This window comes from Streptomyces sp. BL1, assembly GCF_057628045.1.
This window is the reverse complement of sequence record NZ_JBXYWZ010000002.1, coordinates 2,413,318-2,430,307: the sequence shown is the minus strand read 5'-3', so window position 1 is coordinate 2,430,307 and position 16,990 is coordinate 2,413,318. Positions and strand designations below refer to the sequence as shown.

Below are 16,990 nucleotides of genomic sequence, written 5' to 3'. Positions count from 1 at the left end.
GCTCGGTCAGGGGCGCTCGAGGGCCGGCGGCTCCACGAACTTGGAGCCGGACTTGCCCAGCGTCCCCTCGTAGGCCTTCTTGTAGCTGCCGTCCTTCTGGTGCTTCTCGACGGCGTCGGTGACGGCTTCCTGGAGCTTGGTGTCGCCCTTCTTGAGGCCGATGCCGTACGGCTCCTTGCTGAAGGTCTTGCCGACGACCTTGAGCTTCTCCGGGCGTTCGGCCGCGTAGCCCTTGAGGATCGCGTCGTCCGTCGTCATCGCGTCGACCTGGCCGTTCAGCACCTGCTTCACGCAGTCGCTGTACTTGGCGTACTCCTGGGTCTGCGCGCCGAACTTGGCCTTGTTGTCCTTGATGTTCTGCAGCGGCGTCGAGCCCTGGATCGAGCAGACCTTCTTGCCCTTGAGGGTGTCCGGGCCCTTGATGGACTTGTCGCCCTTCTTCACCAGCAGGTCCTGTCCGGCCATGTAGTACGGGCCGGCGAAGTTGACCTGCTTCTTGCGTTCGGCGTTCATCGTGTACGTGCCGACCATCAGGTCGATCTGGCCCTTGGAGATGGCCGTTTCGCGGATCGAGGAGTCGACGGTCTTGAACTTGACCTGCTTCTCGGGGTCGAAGCCCAGGTCGGCCGCGACCATCTTGGCGATCTCGACGTCGAAGCCGGAGTACTTCTTGGTGCCCTGGTCCTGGAAGCCGAGGTAGGGCTGGTCGGCCTTGGAGCCGATGATCAGCTGGCCGCGCTTCTTGGCCTTCTTCCACACCGGCGAGTCGACCTTGGCGTCCTTGGCCACCGAGTACTTCAGGTTCCCGGTGTCCGTGTCGCCGCCCGCCTTGTCACCGGCGGAGCCCTTCTTGCCGCCGCATCCCGTGGCGGCCAGGCTGACGGTCAGAACCACGGCCGCAGCGGCGGCGCTCTTGCGGAACTTCATGCTGAACATCCCTTGCTAGATGGTGGTCGGCGGCGTCAGTGGTGCAGGATCTTCGCGAGGAAGTCCTTCGCCCGGTCGCTGCGCGGGTTGTTGAAGAACTCCTCCGGAGTCGCCTCCTCGACGATCCGGCCCTCGGACATGAACACCACCCGGTTCGCCGCGGAACGGGCGAAGCCCATCTCGTGCGTGACCACGATCATGGTCATGCCATCCCGGGCCAGTTGTTTCATGACTTCCAGGACCTCGTTGATCATCTCCGGGTCCAGGGCCGACGTCGGCTCGTCGAAAAGCATCACCTTCGGGTCCATGGCCAGCGCGCGGGCGATCGCCACCCGCTGCTGCTGACCGCCGGACAGCTGCGCCGGGTACTTGTCGGCCTGGTTGCTCACGCCGACCCGGTCGAGCAGCTCCCGCGCCCGCTCCTCCGCCTTCGCCTTGGGAGTGCGCCGGACCTTGAGCTGGCCCAGCATCACGTTCTCCAGCACCGTCTTGTGCGCGAAGAGGTTGAACGACTGGAAGACCATGCCCACGTCCGAGCGCAGTCTCGCCAGTGCCTTGCCCTCGGCGGGCAGCGGCTTCCCGTCGATGGAGATACGGCCGGACTCAACGGTCTCCAGCCGGTTGATGGCGCGGCACAGCGTTGACTTCCCGGACCCCGAGGGACCGATGACGACGACGACTTCGCCGCGTGCGATGTTCAGGTCGATGTCCTGGAGCACGTGCAGCGCACCGAAGTGCTTGTTGACGTTGTCCAGTACGACCAGGTTCTCCGCCGTCGGAACGGCGTCCTTGGTCACCGGTACTTCGCTCATCGGCGTCCAGCTCCGTCCTCGTCGATTGCGAGGACCTTATTCAGCAGCTGCACGCAGCGTCATTACATCTGAGCGGAAATTGAGCATAACGATCCGGCCGCAGCCCGGCACACTGCGTGAAGGGGGCGTCGCATGTCGGGCAGGTGTCGTACCGGCTGCACAACGGAAACCTCCACGTGACCTCGATCCTCTTGACTCACATGCGCACATGGGCGTGGATGCACTGCGGGCAGCGTACGGAGGGGAGGATCTGCATGAGGCTGATGCTCGTCGAGGACGACGATCACGTCGCCGCGGCGCTCAGTGCCGTGCTCACCCGGCACGGATTCGACGTGCTGCACGTGCGCACCGGAGAGGACGCGCTGGACGCCCTGCTGCCCGACGACGGCGCCGAGCCGTTCGGTGTCGTGCTGCTGGACCTCGGACTCCCCGGCCAGGACGGGTTCGAAGTGTGCGGCAGGATCCGCAAGCTGACCGCCACCCCGGTCATCATGGTGACCGCCCGCGCGGACGTGCGATCCCGGATCCACGGACTGAACCTCGGGGCGGACGACTACGTCGTCAAGCCGTACGACACGGGCGAACTTCTCGCACGCATCCACGCGGTCAGCAGGCGCACCGTCCCCGACGGAGCCGCGGAAGGGCGGAACGGTGACACGCCGCCGCCGCGCGAGGACGTACTGCGGCTCGGCCCGGTCACCGTCGAACTCCCCACCCGCCGGGTGTCCGTGGGCGGCGACACCGTGGCCCTCACCCGCAAGGAGTTCGACCTTCTCGCGCTGCTCGCCCAGCGGCCCGGTGTCGTCTTCCGCAGGGAACAGATCATCAGCGAGGTGTGGCGCACCAGTTGGGAGGGGACGGGACGCACCCTCGAGGTGCACGTCGCCTCTCTCCGGTCCAAACTGCGGCTGCCCGCACTGATAGAGACCGTACGGGGCGTCGGGTACCGCCTCGTCGCCCCGGCCGCGTAGCGGCTACGGGGACACGACCGCTGTGCGCACGCGCCTCGTCACCCTGCTCACACTTCTGCTCGCCGGCGTGCTGCTCGCCCTCGGCTTCCCGCTGGCGATGAGCCAGGCGGCCGCCGAACAGCAGCGGGTGGTCGTCGACAGGATCGACGACACGGCGCGCTTCGCCGCCCTCGCGCAGTTCGTGACCGCGCCCAGCGAAGCAGGCGAGCGACGCGCGACACTGCGGGACGAACTGCGCCGCTATCACGCCCTGTACGGCATCCGCGCCGGCGTGTTCTACCGGGACGGGCACGCCATGGCGGTGGCGCCGGGCGGCTGGACGGTTCCGGAACGGGGCGAGGGCGCACGGGCGTTCGCCGAGGCGCTCGCCGGCCGGCGCAGCCACGACCCGCCACAGGTGTGGCCCTGGCGCCAGGACCGCATCTCCGTCGCCTCCCCGGTCGTACGGGACGGCGATGTGGTCGCCGTCGTCCTGACCGACTCACCCACAGGACAGCTGCGTTCCCGGATCCTGGCCGGATGGCTGCCGATCGCGGTGGGGGAGGCAGCGGCCATGCTGCTCGCCGCCGGTGCGGCGCTGCGGCTGACGGGATGGGTGCTGCGGCCCGTACGGACACTGGACAGGGCGGCTCATGAGATCGCCACGGGCAGGTTCGCCTTCCGGGTCGCCGCGGCGGGCGGCCCGCCGGAACTGCGGCTGCTGGCACGCTCCTTCAACGACATGGCGGATCACGTGGAGACCGCGCTGGAACAGCAGCGCGCCTTCGTCGCCGACGCCTCGCACCAGCTGCGCAACCCGCTCTCCGCACTGCTGCTCCGCATCGAGCTCCTCGGTCTCGAACTTCCCGAGGGCAACGAGGAGTTCCGTTCCGTGCAGGCGGAGGGAAAACGGCTCGCACGCGTACTGGACGACCTGCTGGACCTGGCGGTCGCGGAGCACGCACAGGCCGACGTACGGCTCACCGACGTGGCCGCGCTCGCGGCGGAACGCGTGGCGGCATGGCGGCCGGTCGCCGAACGGAAAGGCGTCACCCTGGAGACAGCGGGCAGCCCGGCGACGACAGGATGGGCGGACCCCGTGGCACTGTCCAGCGCGCTCGACGCGGTCGTCGACAACGCCGTGAAGTTCACGCCGGAGGGCGAGCGGGTGACGGTCTCCGTCGCGGCCCGCGGCGACACGGTGACCGTCGACGTGGCGGACGGCGGGCCGGGTGTGGGCGAGGACGAACTGGAGCGCATCGGCGACCGGTTCTGGCGCAGCAGCCGACACCAGAACATCTCCGGCTCCGGGCTCGGACTCTCCATCACGCGGGTCCTGCTGGCCGCGGGCGGAGCGCGGGTCTCCTACGCCCACAACGAGCCCCACGGGCTGCGGGTGACCGTCACCCTGCCCCGCACAGCGCCGCAGCACGGGACGGCGGATGCGGGGTGAGCCGCGTACGGGCCCACCCCGCGGACGTCACCGCCGGCTGAGCCGGAGCGTGCGCAGCTCGAAGGGGCGCAGAGTGACCTCGAACGAGCCGTCCGCGGACGGCTCGTAGACCGGCCCGTCGTGCGCCGGCCGCTCCAGCAGGTCCGTCGCCGTCACGGACGCGACGGGGAAGCCGGGGGACAGCACCGCACTGCCGCGCCCGCCGTGCGACTCGTACAGCCGCAGCACCACGTCTCCACTGCGGTCCTCCGCCAGTTTGACCGCCTCGACGACCAGTTGGCCGTTGTCCACGCTGACGAGGGGTGCGACAGGTTCGCCGCTGCCCGTGACGGTGCGTTCCGGGAGGTTGATCCGGTGCCCTTCGCGCACCGCGTCGCCGACAGTCGCACCGGGCGCCAGCGCGTACCGCAGCCGGTGGTCGCCCTGGTCGGTCTCCGGATCCGGGTACCGGGGAGCACGCAGGAGGGACAGCCGCACCGTGGTGGTCTGGCCGCCGTCCTGCCGGATGTCACGGGTGACGTCGTGTCCGTAGGTGGAGTCGTTGACGAGCGCGGTGCCCCAGCCGGGCTCCTCCACCTGCAGCCAGCGGTGGGCACAGATCTCGAACTTGGCGGCCTCCCACGAGGTGTTGGTGTGCGTCGGCCGGAAGACGTGGCCGAACTGTGTCTCGGCCGCCGACCGGTCGGCCTTCACATCCAGCGGGAAGGCCGCCTTGAGGAGCTTCTCGCTCTCCTGCCAGTCCACATGCGTGTCGATGTCCAGCACGGCGGAACCCGCGCGCAGGGTCAGCAGTTGCACGGCAGTGGAGGCATCCGACTCGCCGAAGGTGCGGACGACCCGCACGGTCGCACTGTCGTCGCCCGCCTCGCTGAGCGTCAATTCGTCGGTCTGCGTGAGGTCCGTGACCCGGTGCCGGTAGAAGGCGTCGATGTCCCAGGCGTCCCAGTGGTTGGGGAGATCAGGGTGCAGCTGGAGGAGGTTGGCCGCGCTCCCCGGGGCCACCGCCTCGCGCCGGGCGCGCAGATCGTACGCGGAGGTCACCAGGCCCCTGCCGTCCACCTCGACGCGCAGCAGCCCGTTCGCCAGCGTCCAGCCGCCGTCGGGCCGGCCCTCCACGGTGACGGGCCCCGCGGTGCGGTGCGCCAACTGGGCGTCCCGCGCGGACTGTGCGCCGCCGGCCGGCACACCCGCGCGCGCGTGCGGGGCGCCGTTGAACACGAGGGGGACCGCGCCGTCCCCGGCGAGCGCGGACTGCGCCCCGCCGATGATGCGCTCCAGCGCCTCGCGCACCCGCTCGTAGGTCTCCCGCGCCTCACGGTGCACCCACGCGATCGAGGAACCCGGGAGGATGTCGTGGAACTGGTGCAGCAGCACCGTCTTCCACAGCCCCTCCAGCTCCTCGTACGGATACGCGTACCCGGCGACCCTCACCGCCGCGGTGGCGGCCCACAGTTCGGCCTCGCGCAGCAGTGACTCGCTGCGCCGGTTGCCCTGTTTGGTCTTCGCCTGCGAGGTGTACGTGCCGCGGTGCAGCTCCAGATAGAGCTCACCGACCCACACGGGCGCACCGTCCGCGTACTCCTCGTGTGCCTTCTCGAAGAAGGCGGAGGGCTTCTCGACTGTGACCCGCGGCGCCCCCTCCAGGTCCCGCTGGCGTTCGGCCCGCGCCAGCATCTCCCGGGTCGGCCCACCGCCGCCGTCGCCCCAGCCGAACGGGGCCAGCGAGCGCGAAGCGGCGCCCTTCTCCCGGTAGTTGGACGCCGCGTGTCCCATCTCGCGGCCGCCCAGGTCGGAGTTGTACGTGTCCACGGGCGGGAAGTGCGTGAACACCCGCGTGCCGTCGATGCCCTCCCACCAGAACGTGTGATGGGGGAACTTGTTCGTCTGGCTCCACGAGATCTTCTGCGTCAGGAACCATTCCGCGCCCGCGTGCCGCACGATCTGCGGCATCGCGGCCGTGTAGCCGAACGTGTCCGGCAGCCACACCTCACGCGTGTCGATCCCGAACTCGTCCAGGAAGAACTTCTTGCCGTACAGGAACTGACGGGCCATCGCCTCCCCGCCGACCATGTTCGTGTCCGACTCGACCCACATGCCGCCCACGGGCACGAACTGCCCCTCGGCGACCTTCTTCTTGACCCTGGCGTAGACCTCCGGCCGGTGCTCCTTGATCCAGGCGAGCTGCTGCGCCTGCGACATGGCGAACACGAAATCCGGATGGTCGTCCATGAGCGCCACCACGTTGGAGGCGGTGCGCGCCACCTTCCGTACGGTCTCCCGCAGCGGCCACAGCCACGCCGAGTCGATGTGCGCGTGCCCGACCGCGCTGATCTGGTGCGCGGAAGCGCGGGCCGGCGCCGTGAGCACCCCGCGCAGCGCGGCACGCGCCTCCGGAGCCGTACCGGGCACGTCCGCCAGGTCCAGGGCGTCCAGGGCCTGTTCGAGGGCGCGCAGCAGCTCCCAGCGGCGCGCGTCGTCCAGGGGCAGCGCCTGCATCAGCGACTCGGCGACCTCCAGATCCTGCACCAGATCCCACACGCCGGGGTCGAAGACGGTGAGGTCCATCCGGTTCAGCCGGTACAGCGGGCGGTCGCTCGCGGTGAGCAGGTCGCCCTCGTACGTCGGCGTCTGCGGGGTGTTGACGATCGGGTTGGAAGCCGCCTCGACGTACAGCTCGACCTCTTCGCCGCCGCGCGCCGAATCGGCGATCCGCACCCAGTCGTTGCGCGGGTGCAGCCCCTTCACCGGTTCGCCGTCCGCCCCGTACACCAGCCCCTCGCACTGGAACCCCGGCATGTTCCGGTCGAACCCGAGGTCCAGGACCGCCTCCACCGTGTGTCCCGCCCACTCGCCGGGCAGCCGTCCGGTCACCCGGAACCAGGTCGTCCCCCAGGCGGGCCCCCATTCGTCCCCGGCGCGTGCGGGACTGTACGGAGCGGCCAGCCCTTCCGCGACGGGCACCGGTTCACCGGGCGCCTCCCACCGCGCGACCTCCAGCGGCAGGGCGGCGGGGCGTACGGCGGGAAGGATGCGCTCCCTGAGGACGCGGCGCAGACGGTCCTCGACGATGCTGCGGTCATCGTGCATACGGGCGGCTCCGAATCTCTGTGGACCTTGCCTCTGCGGTCGTTGTCCTCCACAGAGCTTCCCGTCCACGGCCGGTTCCAAGACCCTTCCGCCACGCTGCTGTTCAGGGTTTCACCGAACGGTAGTAGCGGCTCGCGCCCTCGTGCAGGGGGAGCGGATCGGTGTAGATGGCGGTGCGCAGGTCGACCTTCTGCGCCGCGTGCACCACACGGCCGATCTGGTCCCGGTTGTTGATGACGGCGCGCGTCATGCCCTCGCTCATCGACGCACTCGTACGCCTGTGGGTGACCAGCAGATTGGCCACCGCGAGCGTCTTGACCGACTGCCCCTTCTGCACGGACGGATACGCGTCGGGCGGCATGACGGCGGCCCGGTAGTAGCGCGTCTCCGGCTGCTGCCTGTGCAGCGCCGGGAGGAGATCGCCCAGCTGCACCAGCCGGATGCCGCTGCGCGAGGCGAGCCGCTGCACGGCGGTCGTCGGCAGCCCGCCCGACCAGAAGAACGCGTCCAGTTCGCCCTTCTCCAGCAGCCCCGGCATACGGTCGATCCCCGCCCGTACGGGAGTGACGTCCCGCTGTACGTCGAGCCCCGCGGCCCGCAGCAGCCGGCCCGCGATCAGGCTGACACCCGAACGACCCTGTCCCACACCGACCTTGAGGCCCTTCAGGTCCCGTGCGCTGCGCACCTTCGAGCCCGCGGGGACGACCAGCTGGATGTAGTCGTCGTACAGCCGCGCACACGCACGCAGAGCGCGGGAGTCCTTCCCGTGCTCCGCGCGGTACTGCGCCACCGCGTCGGCGGCGGCGACGGTGAAGTCCGCCTCACCGGACGCGACCCTCTCGATGTTCTGCACCGACCCCTCGCTGGACCGCAGCCGCAGCTTCACATCGGGCAGCTCCCGCGGCAGCCGCTCCTTCAGCAGGGTGCCGTAGCGCGCGTACACCCCGGTCGGTACTCCGGTGGCGAACGAGACAGTGCCGCGCGGCCCCGCGCTGCCGGACGGCACCAGCCACCACAGCAGCAGGCCCAGCACCACGACCGTCGCGCCCGCGGTCTGCAGCATGCGCCCGCGCGCGGGTGGTGACACTCGGGTTCCGGCCATGCGGGGATCCTGTCAGCAGCCGGCCGCGGACGGCAGGGGGCCCGGTGGCCGCCGGTGTCCGGAGCGCCGCCGGGAGCGCCGTCCCGGCGGTCCGGGTCCGGGGTCCGGGGAAACTCCGGGAACCGCCTACCCTGGTGGCATGACCGCGCAGGACGCCCTTGAGCGAAGTTACGAGATCCGCACGTTCGGCTGCCAGATGAACGTGCACGACAGCGAGCGGATGGCGGGTCTGCTGGAGGACGCGGGCTTCGTGCGCGCGCCCGAGGACGCCGACGGGGCGGACGTCGTCGTGTTCAACACCTGTGCGGTGCGGGAGAACGCGGACAACAGGCTGTACGGAAACCTCGGCCAGCTCGCCCCCAAGAAGGCCGCGCGCCCCGGCATGCAGATCGCCGTGGGCGGCTGCCTGGCGCAGAAGGACCGCGACACCATCGTCAAGAAGGCGCCCTGGGTCGATGTGGTCTTCGGCACGCACAACGTCGGCAAGCTGCCGGTTCTGCTGGAGCGCGCACGTGTCCAGGAGGAGGCGCAGGTCGAGATCGCCGAGTCGCTGGAGGCGTTCCCCTCGACCCTGCCGACCAAGCGCGACAGTGCGTACGCGGCCTGGGTGTCGATCTCTGTCGGCTGCAACAACACCTGCACTTTCTGCATCGTTCCGCAGCTGCGCGGCAAGGAGAAGGACCGGCGTCCCGGCGACATCCTCGCCGAGGTCGAGACGCTCGTCTCGGAGGGCGTCACCGAGATCACGCTGCTCGGCCAGAACGTCAACGCGTACGGCTCGGACATCGGCGACCGCGAGGCGTTCAGCAAACTGCTGCGCGCCTGCGGGAAGATCGAGGGACTGGAGCGCGTGCGCTTCACCTCCCCGCACCCGCGCGACTTCACCGACGACGTGATCGCCGCGATGGCCGAGACGCCGAACGTCATGCCGCAGCTGCACATGCCGCTGCAGTCCGGCTCGTCGCGCGTGCTGAAGTCGATGCGCCGCTCGTACCGGCAGGAGCGCTTCCTGAGCATCATCGAGAACGTGCGCGCCGCCATGCCGGACGCCGCCATCTCCACCGACATCATTGTGGGCTTCCCCGGCGAGACCGAGGAGGACTTCGAGGAGACGCTGCACGTGGTGCGCGAGGCCCGCTTCGCGCAGGCCTTCACCTTCCAGTACAGCAAGCGGCCCGGTACTCCGGCCGCCGAGATGGAGGGTCAGCTGCCGAAGGCCGTGGTGCAGGAGCGGTACGAGCGCCTCGTCGCCCTCCAGGAGGAGATCTCCTGGGAGGAGAACAAGAAGCAGGTCGGCCGCACGCTGGAGCTCATGGTCGCGGAAGGCGAGGGCCGCAAGGACGACGCCACCCGCCGGCTGTCCGGCCGCGCGCCCGACAACCGTCTCGTGCACTTCAGCCGGCCCGAACAGCCCGTCCGCCCCGGCGACATGGTGACCGTCGACATCACGTACGCCGCACCCCACCACCTCCTCGCGGAGGGTCCCGTCCGGTCCGTGCGCCGCACTCGTGCGGGTGACGCCTGGGAGCTGCGCAACGCGGCGCCGCAGGAGGACACACAGGCCGGCGTGATGCTGGGGCTCCCCACGGTCGGCGCCCCGGATCCGCTCCCGGAGGCCAACTCCGGCGGCTGCAGCGTCTGCTGAGACGACGGCGGCGTCCACAGGGACGCACACCGCGGTGAACACCGCCGGGAGAAACCGCGCCGTGCCCCTGCGGCGCGGCCGGGGCCGGAGGTTCTAAGCTGCCCGGCATGCTAGTCGCTGCTGCCGTATGTCCCTGCCCGCCGCTGCTCGTTCCTCAGGTCGCGGCGGGGGCCGCGCACGAGACGGAGGACGTGCGGGCCGCCTGCTATGACGCCCTCGCGGTGCTCGCCGCCGCCCGCCCCGACCGGCTGTACGTCACCGGCCCGGCCACCCAGCCGGGCCGGGGCACCCATCCGCAGGGAGCTCACGGCTCGTTCCGCGGGTACGGAGTCGACCTCGAGGTCACCCTCGGGAAGGGCGACCCGCCCCCGGACACCCGTGAACTGCCCGCGTCCCTCGCGGTGGCCGCCTGGCTGCTGAACCGTACGGACTGGACCGCGGCTCCCGTGGAGGGGCTCGGCCTCGGCGAACCGCTCGCCCGGGAGCGCTGTTCCGAGGCCGGCAGGGAGATGGCGGCGAGCGCCGACCGGGTCGCACTGCTGGCGATGGGCGACGGTTCCAACTGCCGCACCCTCAAGGCCCCCGGCTACTTCGACGAGCGCGCCGCCGCCTTCGACGCCGCGGCGGCGCGTGCGCTGGGCAGCGCCGACACCGAGGCACTGCTGGCACTGGACGAGGAACTCGCCTACGAGCTCCAGGCGTCGGGCCGCGCGGGCTGGCATCTGCTCGCGGGCGCGGCGGAGGGAGCGGGCCTCCAGGGACGGCTCCTGTACGACGACGCACCGTACGGCGTGGGCTACTTGGTGGCCGGCTGGTCGTAAGGGGGCCCGCGGGGCCGCCGTGCCGGCAGACGGCGGCCCCGGGAGCTCCCGGCAGTGCCAGGGCTTCCCGGGGCCGGGGCGCGGCCGCCGGACGACAAGCGGACCGCGCGTTCCGCCGACGGGGTCAGTGCTTGGCGGGACCCTGGCCGGCACCACCGCCGCTGCCGCCCTTGCCGTAACGGTCGGCGGCATCCTTCGCCTTCTGGGAGCCGGACCTGATCTGGCTGCTGTACTTGCCCTTGGTCTTCGAGTCGGCCACCTTCGCCGCCTTGTCGATGCCCTTGGTCACCTTGTCGCCGTGCTGACCGAGCATTCCCTTGACCTTGTCCATGAAGCCCATGAGGCCACCTTCCTCCAGTCAGTGAGAGCTGGGGACTTTACCTCTTCTTGGTGAACAACCTGTTCCGGTCGCCGTCCCCGGTCTCATTGTCCGCCGCTTCCGGGGACCGCAACAGGAAACGGGCCCCTGCCGGGCGGCCCGGCATCGCCCGTTCGAGGCCGTCGGCCGGGGTTTGCGAGACTTACGGGGTGAACGCCGCAGCTCAACCTCTCCGCACCGCCCCACCGGTCGTCGCCGTCGTCGGCCCCACCGCCGCGGGCAAGTCCGACCTGGGGGTGGCCATCGCCAGGCGGCTGGGCGGTGAGGTGATCAACGCGGACTCGATGCAGCTGTACCGCGGCATGGACATCGGCACCGCCAAGCTCACCCCGGAGGAGCGCCAGGGGGTGCCGCACCTGCTGCTGGACATCTGGGACGTCTCCGTCGCCGCCAGCGTCGCCGAGTACCAGCGGCTCGCCCGCGCCGAGATCGACCGGCTGCGCGCGGCAGGACGGGTGCCGGTGCTGGTGGGCGGCTCGGGTCTGTACGTGCGCGGGGCGATCGACGCCATGGAGTTCCCGGGCACCGATCCCGCCGTACGGGCCCGGCTGGAGGGCGAGTTGGCCGAGCAGGGGTCCGGCGAACTGCACCGGCGGCTGGCCGCCGAGGACCCGCAGGCCGCGCAGGCCATCCTGCCGGGCAACGGGCGGCGCATCGTGCGCGCCCTCGAGGTCATCGAGATCACCGGGCGCCCCTTCACCGCGAACCTGCCCGGCCACGAGGCCGTCTACGACACCGTCCAGATCGGCGTCGACGTGGCGCGTCCCGAACTGGACGCCCGTATCGCCGACCGGGTCGACCGCATGTGGGACGCGGGACTCGTCGACGAGGTGCGGCAGCTGGAGGCCGAAGGGCTGCGCGAGGGCCGCACGGCGTCCCGCGCGCTGGGCTACCAGCAGGTGCTGTCCGCGCTGGCCGGAGCGTGCACCGAGGAGGAGGCGCGCGCCGAGACGGTGCGCGCCACGAAGCGCTTCGCACGCCGTCAGGACTCGTGGTTCCGGCGGGATCCGAGGGTGCACTGGCTCAGCGGAGCGGCGGACGCGCGGGGGGAACTCCACGGCCGCGCCTTCGCGTTGCTGGAAGAAGCGGTCACAGCCTGATCACGTGATGGCATCGGGACGCGCCGGTGGTCATCCGCGGCTGCGGAAGCGTGCCATCATCAACCATCGTTCGGAGCCGTGAAGCCGGAGTCGGGAGGGCATGTGGCAATGGAGGCCGGCCCTCGTGACAACGACGAGACGACCGTCGACGACCTGGACGGTGTCGGCGGGACCGACGGTGCCGCGGCACCCGGGAGCAGCAGCGCTGCCCCCGGTGAGCCCGTACCGCCGGAGAACGGCGCGGACGCCCTGACCGGCCCCGCTCCCGTGGAGCCGCAGGAGCTGCGGCCGCAGCGCAAGCTGCGGGCCTGGCAGCTCGCCCCCGTCGTGGTGCTCGGTGCGCTGGGTTCGCTCATGTTCGCCTTCCCGCTGGCCTTCGAGCCGGGCGGCGGCACGGGCGCCGTGGTCGCCATGCTCGGCCTGCTGATCTGCGCGTGCGCCGCGGGCTGGGGCGTGATGGCCGCCCGCCGGGTGGGCCAGACCTGGCCCGGACTGCCCGCGCGAGGGTCCGGCAGACGGCCCGACTGGCGTGTGATCGTCCTGTACACCGTGATCGTCGGAACCCTTGTCGCCCTCGCCATCTGGCGTGTGGCGAGGCTCCGTTAACGCGCACGCCCCTGTCCCGGGCCGGGGCCGGAAAAACTCGCACGATGGAGTGATCCGGTTCACGGTCCGCGAGACCCTGTCAGCGGTACGTGATGGGGTCTGTAGCATCGCAGGCCCGGGCCTGTGGGGATGTGCCGAGATCGGGAGGTGCCCTTGAGTGCCGTACGTAATCTGCGCAGCCTGCGCATGCTCGGCCGCGCGGCCCTTCTCGGGAACGCGGCGCGGCGGGACGGCATGCCGGATGCGATGGAGCACGTCGCGAAGGTGCACCGCGCGCACCATCCCGGCGCCGATCTGAGGCCGCTGCACCGCGCCTATGTGCTCGCCGAGTCCTCGCACCGCGGACAGATGCGCAAGAGCGGCGAGCCGTACATCACGCATCCGCTCGCAGTGACGCTTCTGCTGGCTCAACTGGGTGCCGAGACCACCACGTTGACCGCCTCCCTGCTGCACGACACCGTCGAGGACACCGACGTCACTCTGCAGCAGGTGCGCACGGAGTTCGGCGCCGAAGTGAGCTATCTCGTGGACGGCGTGACCAAACTCGAGAAGGTCGACTACGGCGCGGCGGCCGAACCCGAGACGTTCCGCAAGATGCTGGTCGCGACCGGCAACGACGTGCGCGTGATGTCCATCAAACTGGCCGACCGGCTGCACAACATGCGCACCCTCGGCGTGATGCGCCGCGAGAAGCAGGAACGGATCGCCAAGATCACCCGGGATGTGCTGATCCCGCTGGCGGAGCGCCTCGGCGTGCAGGCGCTGAAGAGCGAGCTGGAGGATCTGGTCTTCGCGATCCTGCACCCCGAGGAGCACTCCCGCGCCAGGGAACTGATCGCCCGCAACACCGAACAGCCCGACCCGCTGACCGGCATCGCCACGGAGGTGCGCCGCGTACTGCGCGAGGCCGGCATCACCGCGCAGGTCCTCATCCGGCCCCGGCACACCGTCTCGGTGCACCGTCTGCACCTCAAACGGGGCGACCTCGGCCCGTGCGACTTCGGGCGGCTGCTGATCCTGGTCGAGGAGGACGCCGACTGCTACGCGGTCCTGGGCGAACTGCACACCTGCTTCAGCCCCGTCATCTCGGAGTTCAAGGACTTCATCGCCGTCCCGAAGTTCAACCTGTACCAGTCGCTGCACACCGCGTTCGCCGATCAGAGCGGCCGGGTGGCCGAAGTGCTCGTCCGCACACGGCGGATGCACCGCGTCGCGGAGGCAGGAGTGATCGCGCTCGGCAATCCGTACGCGGCGCTGCCCGGCGAGCCCGGCGGGGAAGAGAGCGCCTCCGCGCCCGGTGACCAGCCCGGCGAGCGCGCGGACCCCACCCGTCCCGGCTGGCTCTCCCGCCTGCTGGAGTGGCAGAGCCACGCCACGGACACCGAGACCTTCTGGGCCGAGCTCCGTGACGAGCTCGCGCAGGACCGCGAGATCACCGTCTACTGCGCGTCCCCCGGCACGGCATCGGTGGCCAGCGGGGGAGCGCTGCACATGCCGGCGGGCGCCAGCTGTGTGGACGCGGCCTACGCCCGGTACGGCGAAGAGGCACACCGGTGTATCGGCGCCCGGGTCAACGGCCGGCTGGCGGCGCTGACCACGGCGCTGCGGGACGGGGACGCGGTACAGCTCTTCCTGGAGCCCGCCGCCACCACGGGGCCGTCGTCCGGGCCCTCGCCCGCGTGGCTGGAGCACGCCAGGACGCCGGCGGCGCGGATCGCCATCAGGCAGTGGCTGAAGGAGCGGGAGGACCTGCCGGCCGACAGCGGGCGGGAGTTGGAGCCGGACGAGAACGGCGGCCACGGCGCGGAGCGCCCGGAGGCGGACATGCCGCAGCCGGCCGGCGCGGCGGACAGTACGGCACCGTCCGGCACTGCCACGGTGCGCGACAGCGAAGCCGTGCCCGGCAGTGCGCAGGCAGACGAGGACGAGGACGACAGGGCACCGCTGTCCGGCAGCGCCGTCCCGGCGGGCAGTGGCACCGCGGCGGACACGGTCGTCACCGGGCACCCCCACGCTGTCGTACGGCTGGCGCGCTGCTGTACGCCTGTGCCGCCCGACACTGTCACCGGTTTCGCGGTGCGCGGGGGAGCCGTCACCGTGCACCGGGACAGCTGTCATGCGGTGGCCCGTATGACAGCCGCCGGGCGGCGCGTGGTGGACGTCGAATGGGAGCACGGCGCCGAGGGGGCCGACCCCGCCGCCGGCTGCCGGGTCACGCTGCGGGCCGAGGCGTTCGGCCGTCCGCACCTGCTGGCCGATCTCACCGAGACCATCGCCTCCCAGGGGGCCGCGGTCGTCTCCGCGGACGTCGAGCCGCCCCGTGAGCAGCGCGTGCGGCACACGTACACGCTGCACCTTCCCGACGCCACGGGACTCCCGGCGCTGATGCGCGCCATGCGGCGCGTCCCCGGGGTGTACGACGTGACTCGCGCCGTCCGCCGCCTGCCCGCCGGCTGACACCCCGCCCGGAGCCGGGGCACAACGCACAAGCGGCCGCCGCTGGTTCGCCCGTCGCACACGGAGCCCTCCTTTCGGGTGTGCCGTCCGACGTGCCGCCCCTCCGGGGCCGCGGCTGCTGATAGCCGTGGTGCATGGTCACCTCTTCCGCCCGCGCGGTTCGCCGTGCCCGCACCGTTCCGCGGCGGGTCGCTTCCTGTGCCGCCGTCGCCGCCGCGGCCCTCGCAGTCGTCGCCGCCGATCTGCCCTCGCCCTCGCGTGCGCCCGAGCCGGCCCCCGCCGGCATCGGCGACCGGCTCTTCCCCCACCTGGGCAATCCGGGGTACGACGTGCAGGCGTACGACATCTCCTTCCGGTACGGCGGCGACAACGCCCGCCCGCTGCAGGCCCGTACGCGCATCGACGCGCGCGTCACCGAGGGTTCCCTGCCGCACTTCAACCTGGACTTCTCCGGGGGCTCGGTGCGTTCCGTGCGGGTCAACGGGCAGCCCGCGCAGCACAAGCGGGCCGGGGAGGACCTTGTCGTCACCCCCGGGCAGCCCCTGTACTTCGGGCAGCCGCTGCAGGTGGACGTCGAGCACACCAGCAACCCGAAGGGCGAGTCCGGCGGGTGGCTGCGCACCAAGGACGGTCTGGCGATGGCCAATCAGGCCGACGCCGCCCACCGTGTGTTCCCGTCGAACGACCATCCTTCCGACAAGGCGCAGTTCACCTTCCGGGTGACGGCGCCCTCGAAGGACACCGTCGTCGCGGGCGGGGAGCCCGTGGGACGCCAGCGGCACGGGGGGAACGTCACCTGGACGTACCGTCACGCGCACCCGATGGCAACGGAGTTGGCGCAGGTGTCCATCGGCCGCTCGGAGGTGCTGCAGAGGAAGGGCCCGCACGGACTGCCCGTGCGCGACGTCGTCCCGCGCGGCACACGCGCCGCCCTCGAACCGTGGCTGAAGCGCACCCCGTCCCAAATCGCCTGGATGGAACGGAAGGTGGGCCAGTACCCGTTCGAGAACTACGGGCTTCTGGTGGCCGACACCCCGACGGGATTCGAGCTGGAGACGCAGACTCTGTCGCTCTTCGAGAAGCGGCTGTTCACCGCGAAGGAACTCCCCGCCTGGTACAAGGACGCCATCATGATGCACGAGCTGTCACACCAGTGGTTCGGTGACAGTGTGACTCCGCAGAACTGGAGCGACCTGTGGCTGAATGAAGGGCACGCCACTTGGTACGAGTGGCTGTACGGGCAGCAGCGCGGCGGACCCGCCCTGAAGGAGAGGGCCCGCCAGGCGTACAAGCAGTCGGACAAATGGCGTGCCGATTACGGCCCGCCTGCCGCCCTGCGTGCGCGGAAGGGCGACAGCACGATGGACATCTTCCGGCCCGTCGTCTACGACGGCTCCGCGGTCGTACTGTTCGCGCTCCGGGAGAAGATCGGCCCCGAGGCGTTCGCGGATCTGGAGCGCGAATGGGTGGCGCAGCACCGCGACGGCAACGCCTCGACAGCCGATTTCGTCCGGCTGGCGAGCACGGTGTCCGGGCAGGACCTGACCGGGTTCCTCAAAAGCTGGCTGTACGGCAAGAAGACGCCGCCGATGCCGGGGCACCCGGACTGGCGCACTGTGTGAGCGCCGCACAGGGCGCCCGGAAACCGGTA

At 71.0% G+C, this 16,990-nt stretch carries 13 protein-coding genes; 8 read left to right on the top strand and 5 right to left on the bottom strand.

Going from position 1 to position 16,990, the window contains the following annotated elements; translation table 11 throughout:
* Positions 1-6 precede the first annotated feature (6 nt).
* Together AC3AGO_RS10710 and AC3AGO_RS10705 are read right to left on the bottom strand one after the other, a co-directional pair.
* Complete coding sequence (locus AC3AGO_RS10710; protein WP_487819925.1) at positions 7-927, bottom strand: glutamate ABC transporter substrate-binding protein; 921 nt, start codon at positions 925-927, stop codon at positions 7-9.
* A gap of 35 nt (positions 928-962) precedes the next feature.
* Positions 963-1,739: an amino acid ABC transporter ATP-binding protein gene (locus tag AC3AGO_RS10705; RefSeq protein WP_487819924.1), complete on the bottom strand. Its 777-nt coding sequence runs from the start codon at positions 1,737-1,739 to the stop codon at positions 963-965.
* A gap of 254 nt (positions 1,740-1,993) precedes the next feature.
* Here AC3AGO_RS10705 and AC3AGO_RS10700 point away from each other — a divergent pair, with 254 nt between their 5' ends.
* Together AC3AGO_RS10700 and AC3AGO_RS10695 are read left to right on the top strand one after the other, a co-directional pair.
* Complete coding sequence (locus tag AC3AGO_RS10700) at positions 1,994-2,710, top strand: response regulator transcription factor (RefSeq protein WP_487819923.1); 717 nt, start codon at positions 1,994-1,996, stop codon at positions 2,708-2,710.
* 22 nt (positions 2,711-2,732) lie between these two features.
* Entirely contained in the window at positions 2,733-4,142 is a 1,410-nt protein-coding gene (locus AC3AGO_RS10695) for a sensor histidine kinase (protein ID WP_487819922.1), read from the top strand.
* Positions 4,143-4,169: 27 nt separating this feature from the next.
* Here the strand turns inward: AC3AGO_RS10695 and AC3AGO_RS10690 are convergent, their stop codons facing one another.
* Positions 4,170-7,229, bottom strand: a complete 3,060-nt coding sequence (locus tag AC3AGO_RS10690) for an alpha-mannosidase (RefSeq protein ID WP_487819921.1) — start codon at positions 7,227-7,229, stop codon at positions 4,170-4,172.
* A 103-nt stretch (positions 7,230-7,332) separates the two neighbouring features.
* The gene (locus tag AC3AGO_RS10685; protein ID WP_487819920.1) at positions 7,333-8,331 is read right to left on the bottom strand and encodes a TAXI family TRAP transporter solute-binding subunit; all 999 of its coding nucleotides are present in this window, start codon (positions 8,329-8,331) and stop codon (positions 7,333-7,335) included.
* Between the two features lie 139 nt (positions 8,332-8,470).
* On the opposite strand from AC3AGO_RS10685, the gene miaB reads away from it, so the two are divergent.
* Both miaB and AC3AGO_RS10675 read left to right on the top strand, forming a co-directional pair.
* Positions 8,471-9,976 (top strand): tRNA (N6-isopentenyl adenosine(37)-C2)-methylthiotransferase MiaB, encoded by a 1,506-nt coding sequence (miaB, locus tag AC3AGO_RS10680; RefSeq protein WP_487819919.1) that lies wholly within the window; start codon positions 8,471-8,473, stop codon positions 9,974-9,976.
* Positions 9,977-10,083: 107 nt separating this feature from the next.
* Positions 10,084-10,797: a class III extradiol dioxygenase subunit B-like domain-containing protein gene (locus AC3AGO_RS10675; protein ID WP_487819918.1), complete on the top strand. Its 714-nt coding sequence runs from the start codon at positions 10,084-10,086 to the stop codon at positions 10,795-10,797.
* 124 nt (positions 10,798-10,921) lie between these two features.
* Here AC3AGO_RS10675 and AC3AGO_RS10670 read toward each other — a convergent pair whose 3' ends face one another.
* Positions 10,922-11,137, bottom strand: a complete 216-nt coding sequence (locus tag AC3AGO_RS10670; RefSeq protein ID WP_487819917.1) for an antitoxin — start codon at positions 11,135-11,137, stop codon at positions 10,922-10,924.
* 188 nt (positions 11,138-11,325) lie between these two features.
* Between AC3AGO_RS10670 and miaA the strand changes: the two genes are divergently transcribed.
* The 4 genes from miaA (at position 11,326) to AC3AGO_RS10650 (ending at position 16,961) form a co-directional block, all read left to right on the top strand.
* Positions 11,326-12,276, top strand: a complete 951-nt coding sequence (gene miaA, locus AC3AGO_RS10665) for a tRNA (adenosine(37)-N6)-dimethylallyltransferase MiaA (RefSeq protein WP_487819916.1) — start codon at positions 11,326-11,328, stop codon at positions 12,274-12,276.
* A gap of 108 nt (positions 12,277-12,384) precedes the next feature.
* Positions 12,385-12,882, top strand: a complete 498-nt coding sequence (locus tag AC3AGO_RS10660) for a hypothetical protein (RefSeq protein WP_487819915.1) — start codon at positions 12,385-12,387, stop codon at positions 12,880-12,882.
* 129 nt (positions 12,883-13,011) lie between these two features.
* Positions 13,012-15,339 carry a RelA/SpoT family protein gene (locus tag AC3AGO_RS10655; protein ID WP_487819914.1) on the top strand — a complete coding sequence of 776 codons (2,328 nt, stop codon included), beginning with the start codon at positions 13,012-13,014 and terminating at the stop codon, positions 15,337-15,339.
* Positions 15,340-15,473: 134 nt separating this feature from the next.
* Complete coding sequence (locus tag AC3AGO_RS10650) at positions 15,474-16,961, top strand: M1 family metallopeptidase (protein WP_487819913.1); 1,488 nt, start codon at positions 15,474-15,476, stop codon at positions 16,959-16,961.
* The last annotated feature ends 29 nt before the right edge of the window (positions 16,962-16,990 follow it).

What these genes read in the sequence shown, in the direction of transcription:
- AC3AGO_RS10670 (WP_487819917.1), bottom strand. Translation starts at nt 11,137, where the DNA reads ATGGGCTTCATGGACAAGGTCAAGGGAATGCTCGGTCAGCACGGCGAC.
- AC3AGO_RS10710 (WP_487819925.1), bottom strand. Translation starts at nt 927, where the DNA reads ATGAAGTTCCGCAAGAGCGCCGCCGCTGCGGCCGTGGTTCTGACCGTC.
- AC3AGO_RS10700 (WP_487819923.1), top strand. Translation starts at nt 1,994, where the DNA reads ATGAGGCTGATGCTCGTCGAGGACGACGATCACGTCGCCGCGGCGCTC.
- AC3AGO_RS10655 (WP_487819914.1), top strand. Translation starts at nt 13,012, where the DNA reads ATGTGCCGAGATCGGGAGGTGCCCTTGAGTGCCGTACGTAATCTGCGC.
- AC3AGO_RS10675 (WP_487819918.1), top strand. Translation starts at nt 10,084, where the DNA reads ATGCTAGTCGCTGCTGCCGTATGTCCCTGCCCGCCGCTGCTCGTTCCT.
- AC3AGO_RS10685 (WP_487819920.1), bottom strand. Translation starts at nt 8,331, where the DNA reads ATGGCCGGAACCCGAGTGTCACCACCCGCGCGCGGGCGCATGCTGCAG.
- AC3AGO_RS10705 (WP_487819924.1), bottom strand. Translation starts at nt 1,739, where the DNA reads ATGAGCGAAGTACCGGTGACCAAGGACGCCGTTCCGACGGCGGAGAAC.
- miaB (WP_487819919.1), top strand. Translation starts at nt 8,471, where the DNA reads ATGACCGCGCAGGACGCCCTTGAGCGAAGTTACGAGATCCGCACGTTC.
- AC3AGO_RS10660 (WP_487819915.1), top strand. Translation starts at nt 12,385, where the DNA reads ATGGAGGCCGGCCCTCGTGACAACGACGAGACGACCGTCGACGACCTG.
- AC3AGO_RS10650 (WP_487819913.1), top strand. Translation starts at nt 15,474, where the DNA reads ATGGTCACCTCTTCCGCCCGCGCGGTTCGCCGTGCCCGCACCGTTCCG.
- AC3AGO_RS10690 (WP_487819921.1), bottom strand. Translation starts at nt 7,229, where the DNA reads ATGCACGATGACCGCAGCATCGTCGAGGACCGTCTGCGCCGCGTCCTC.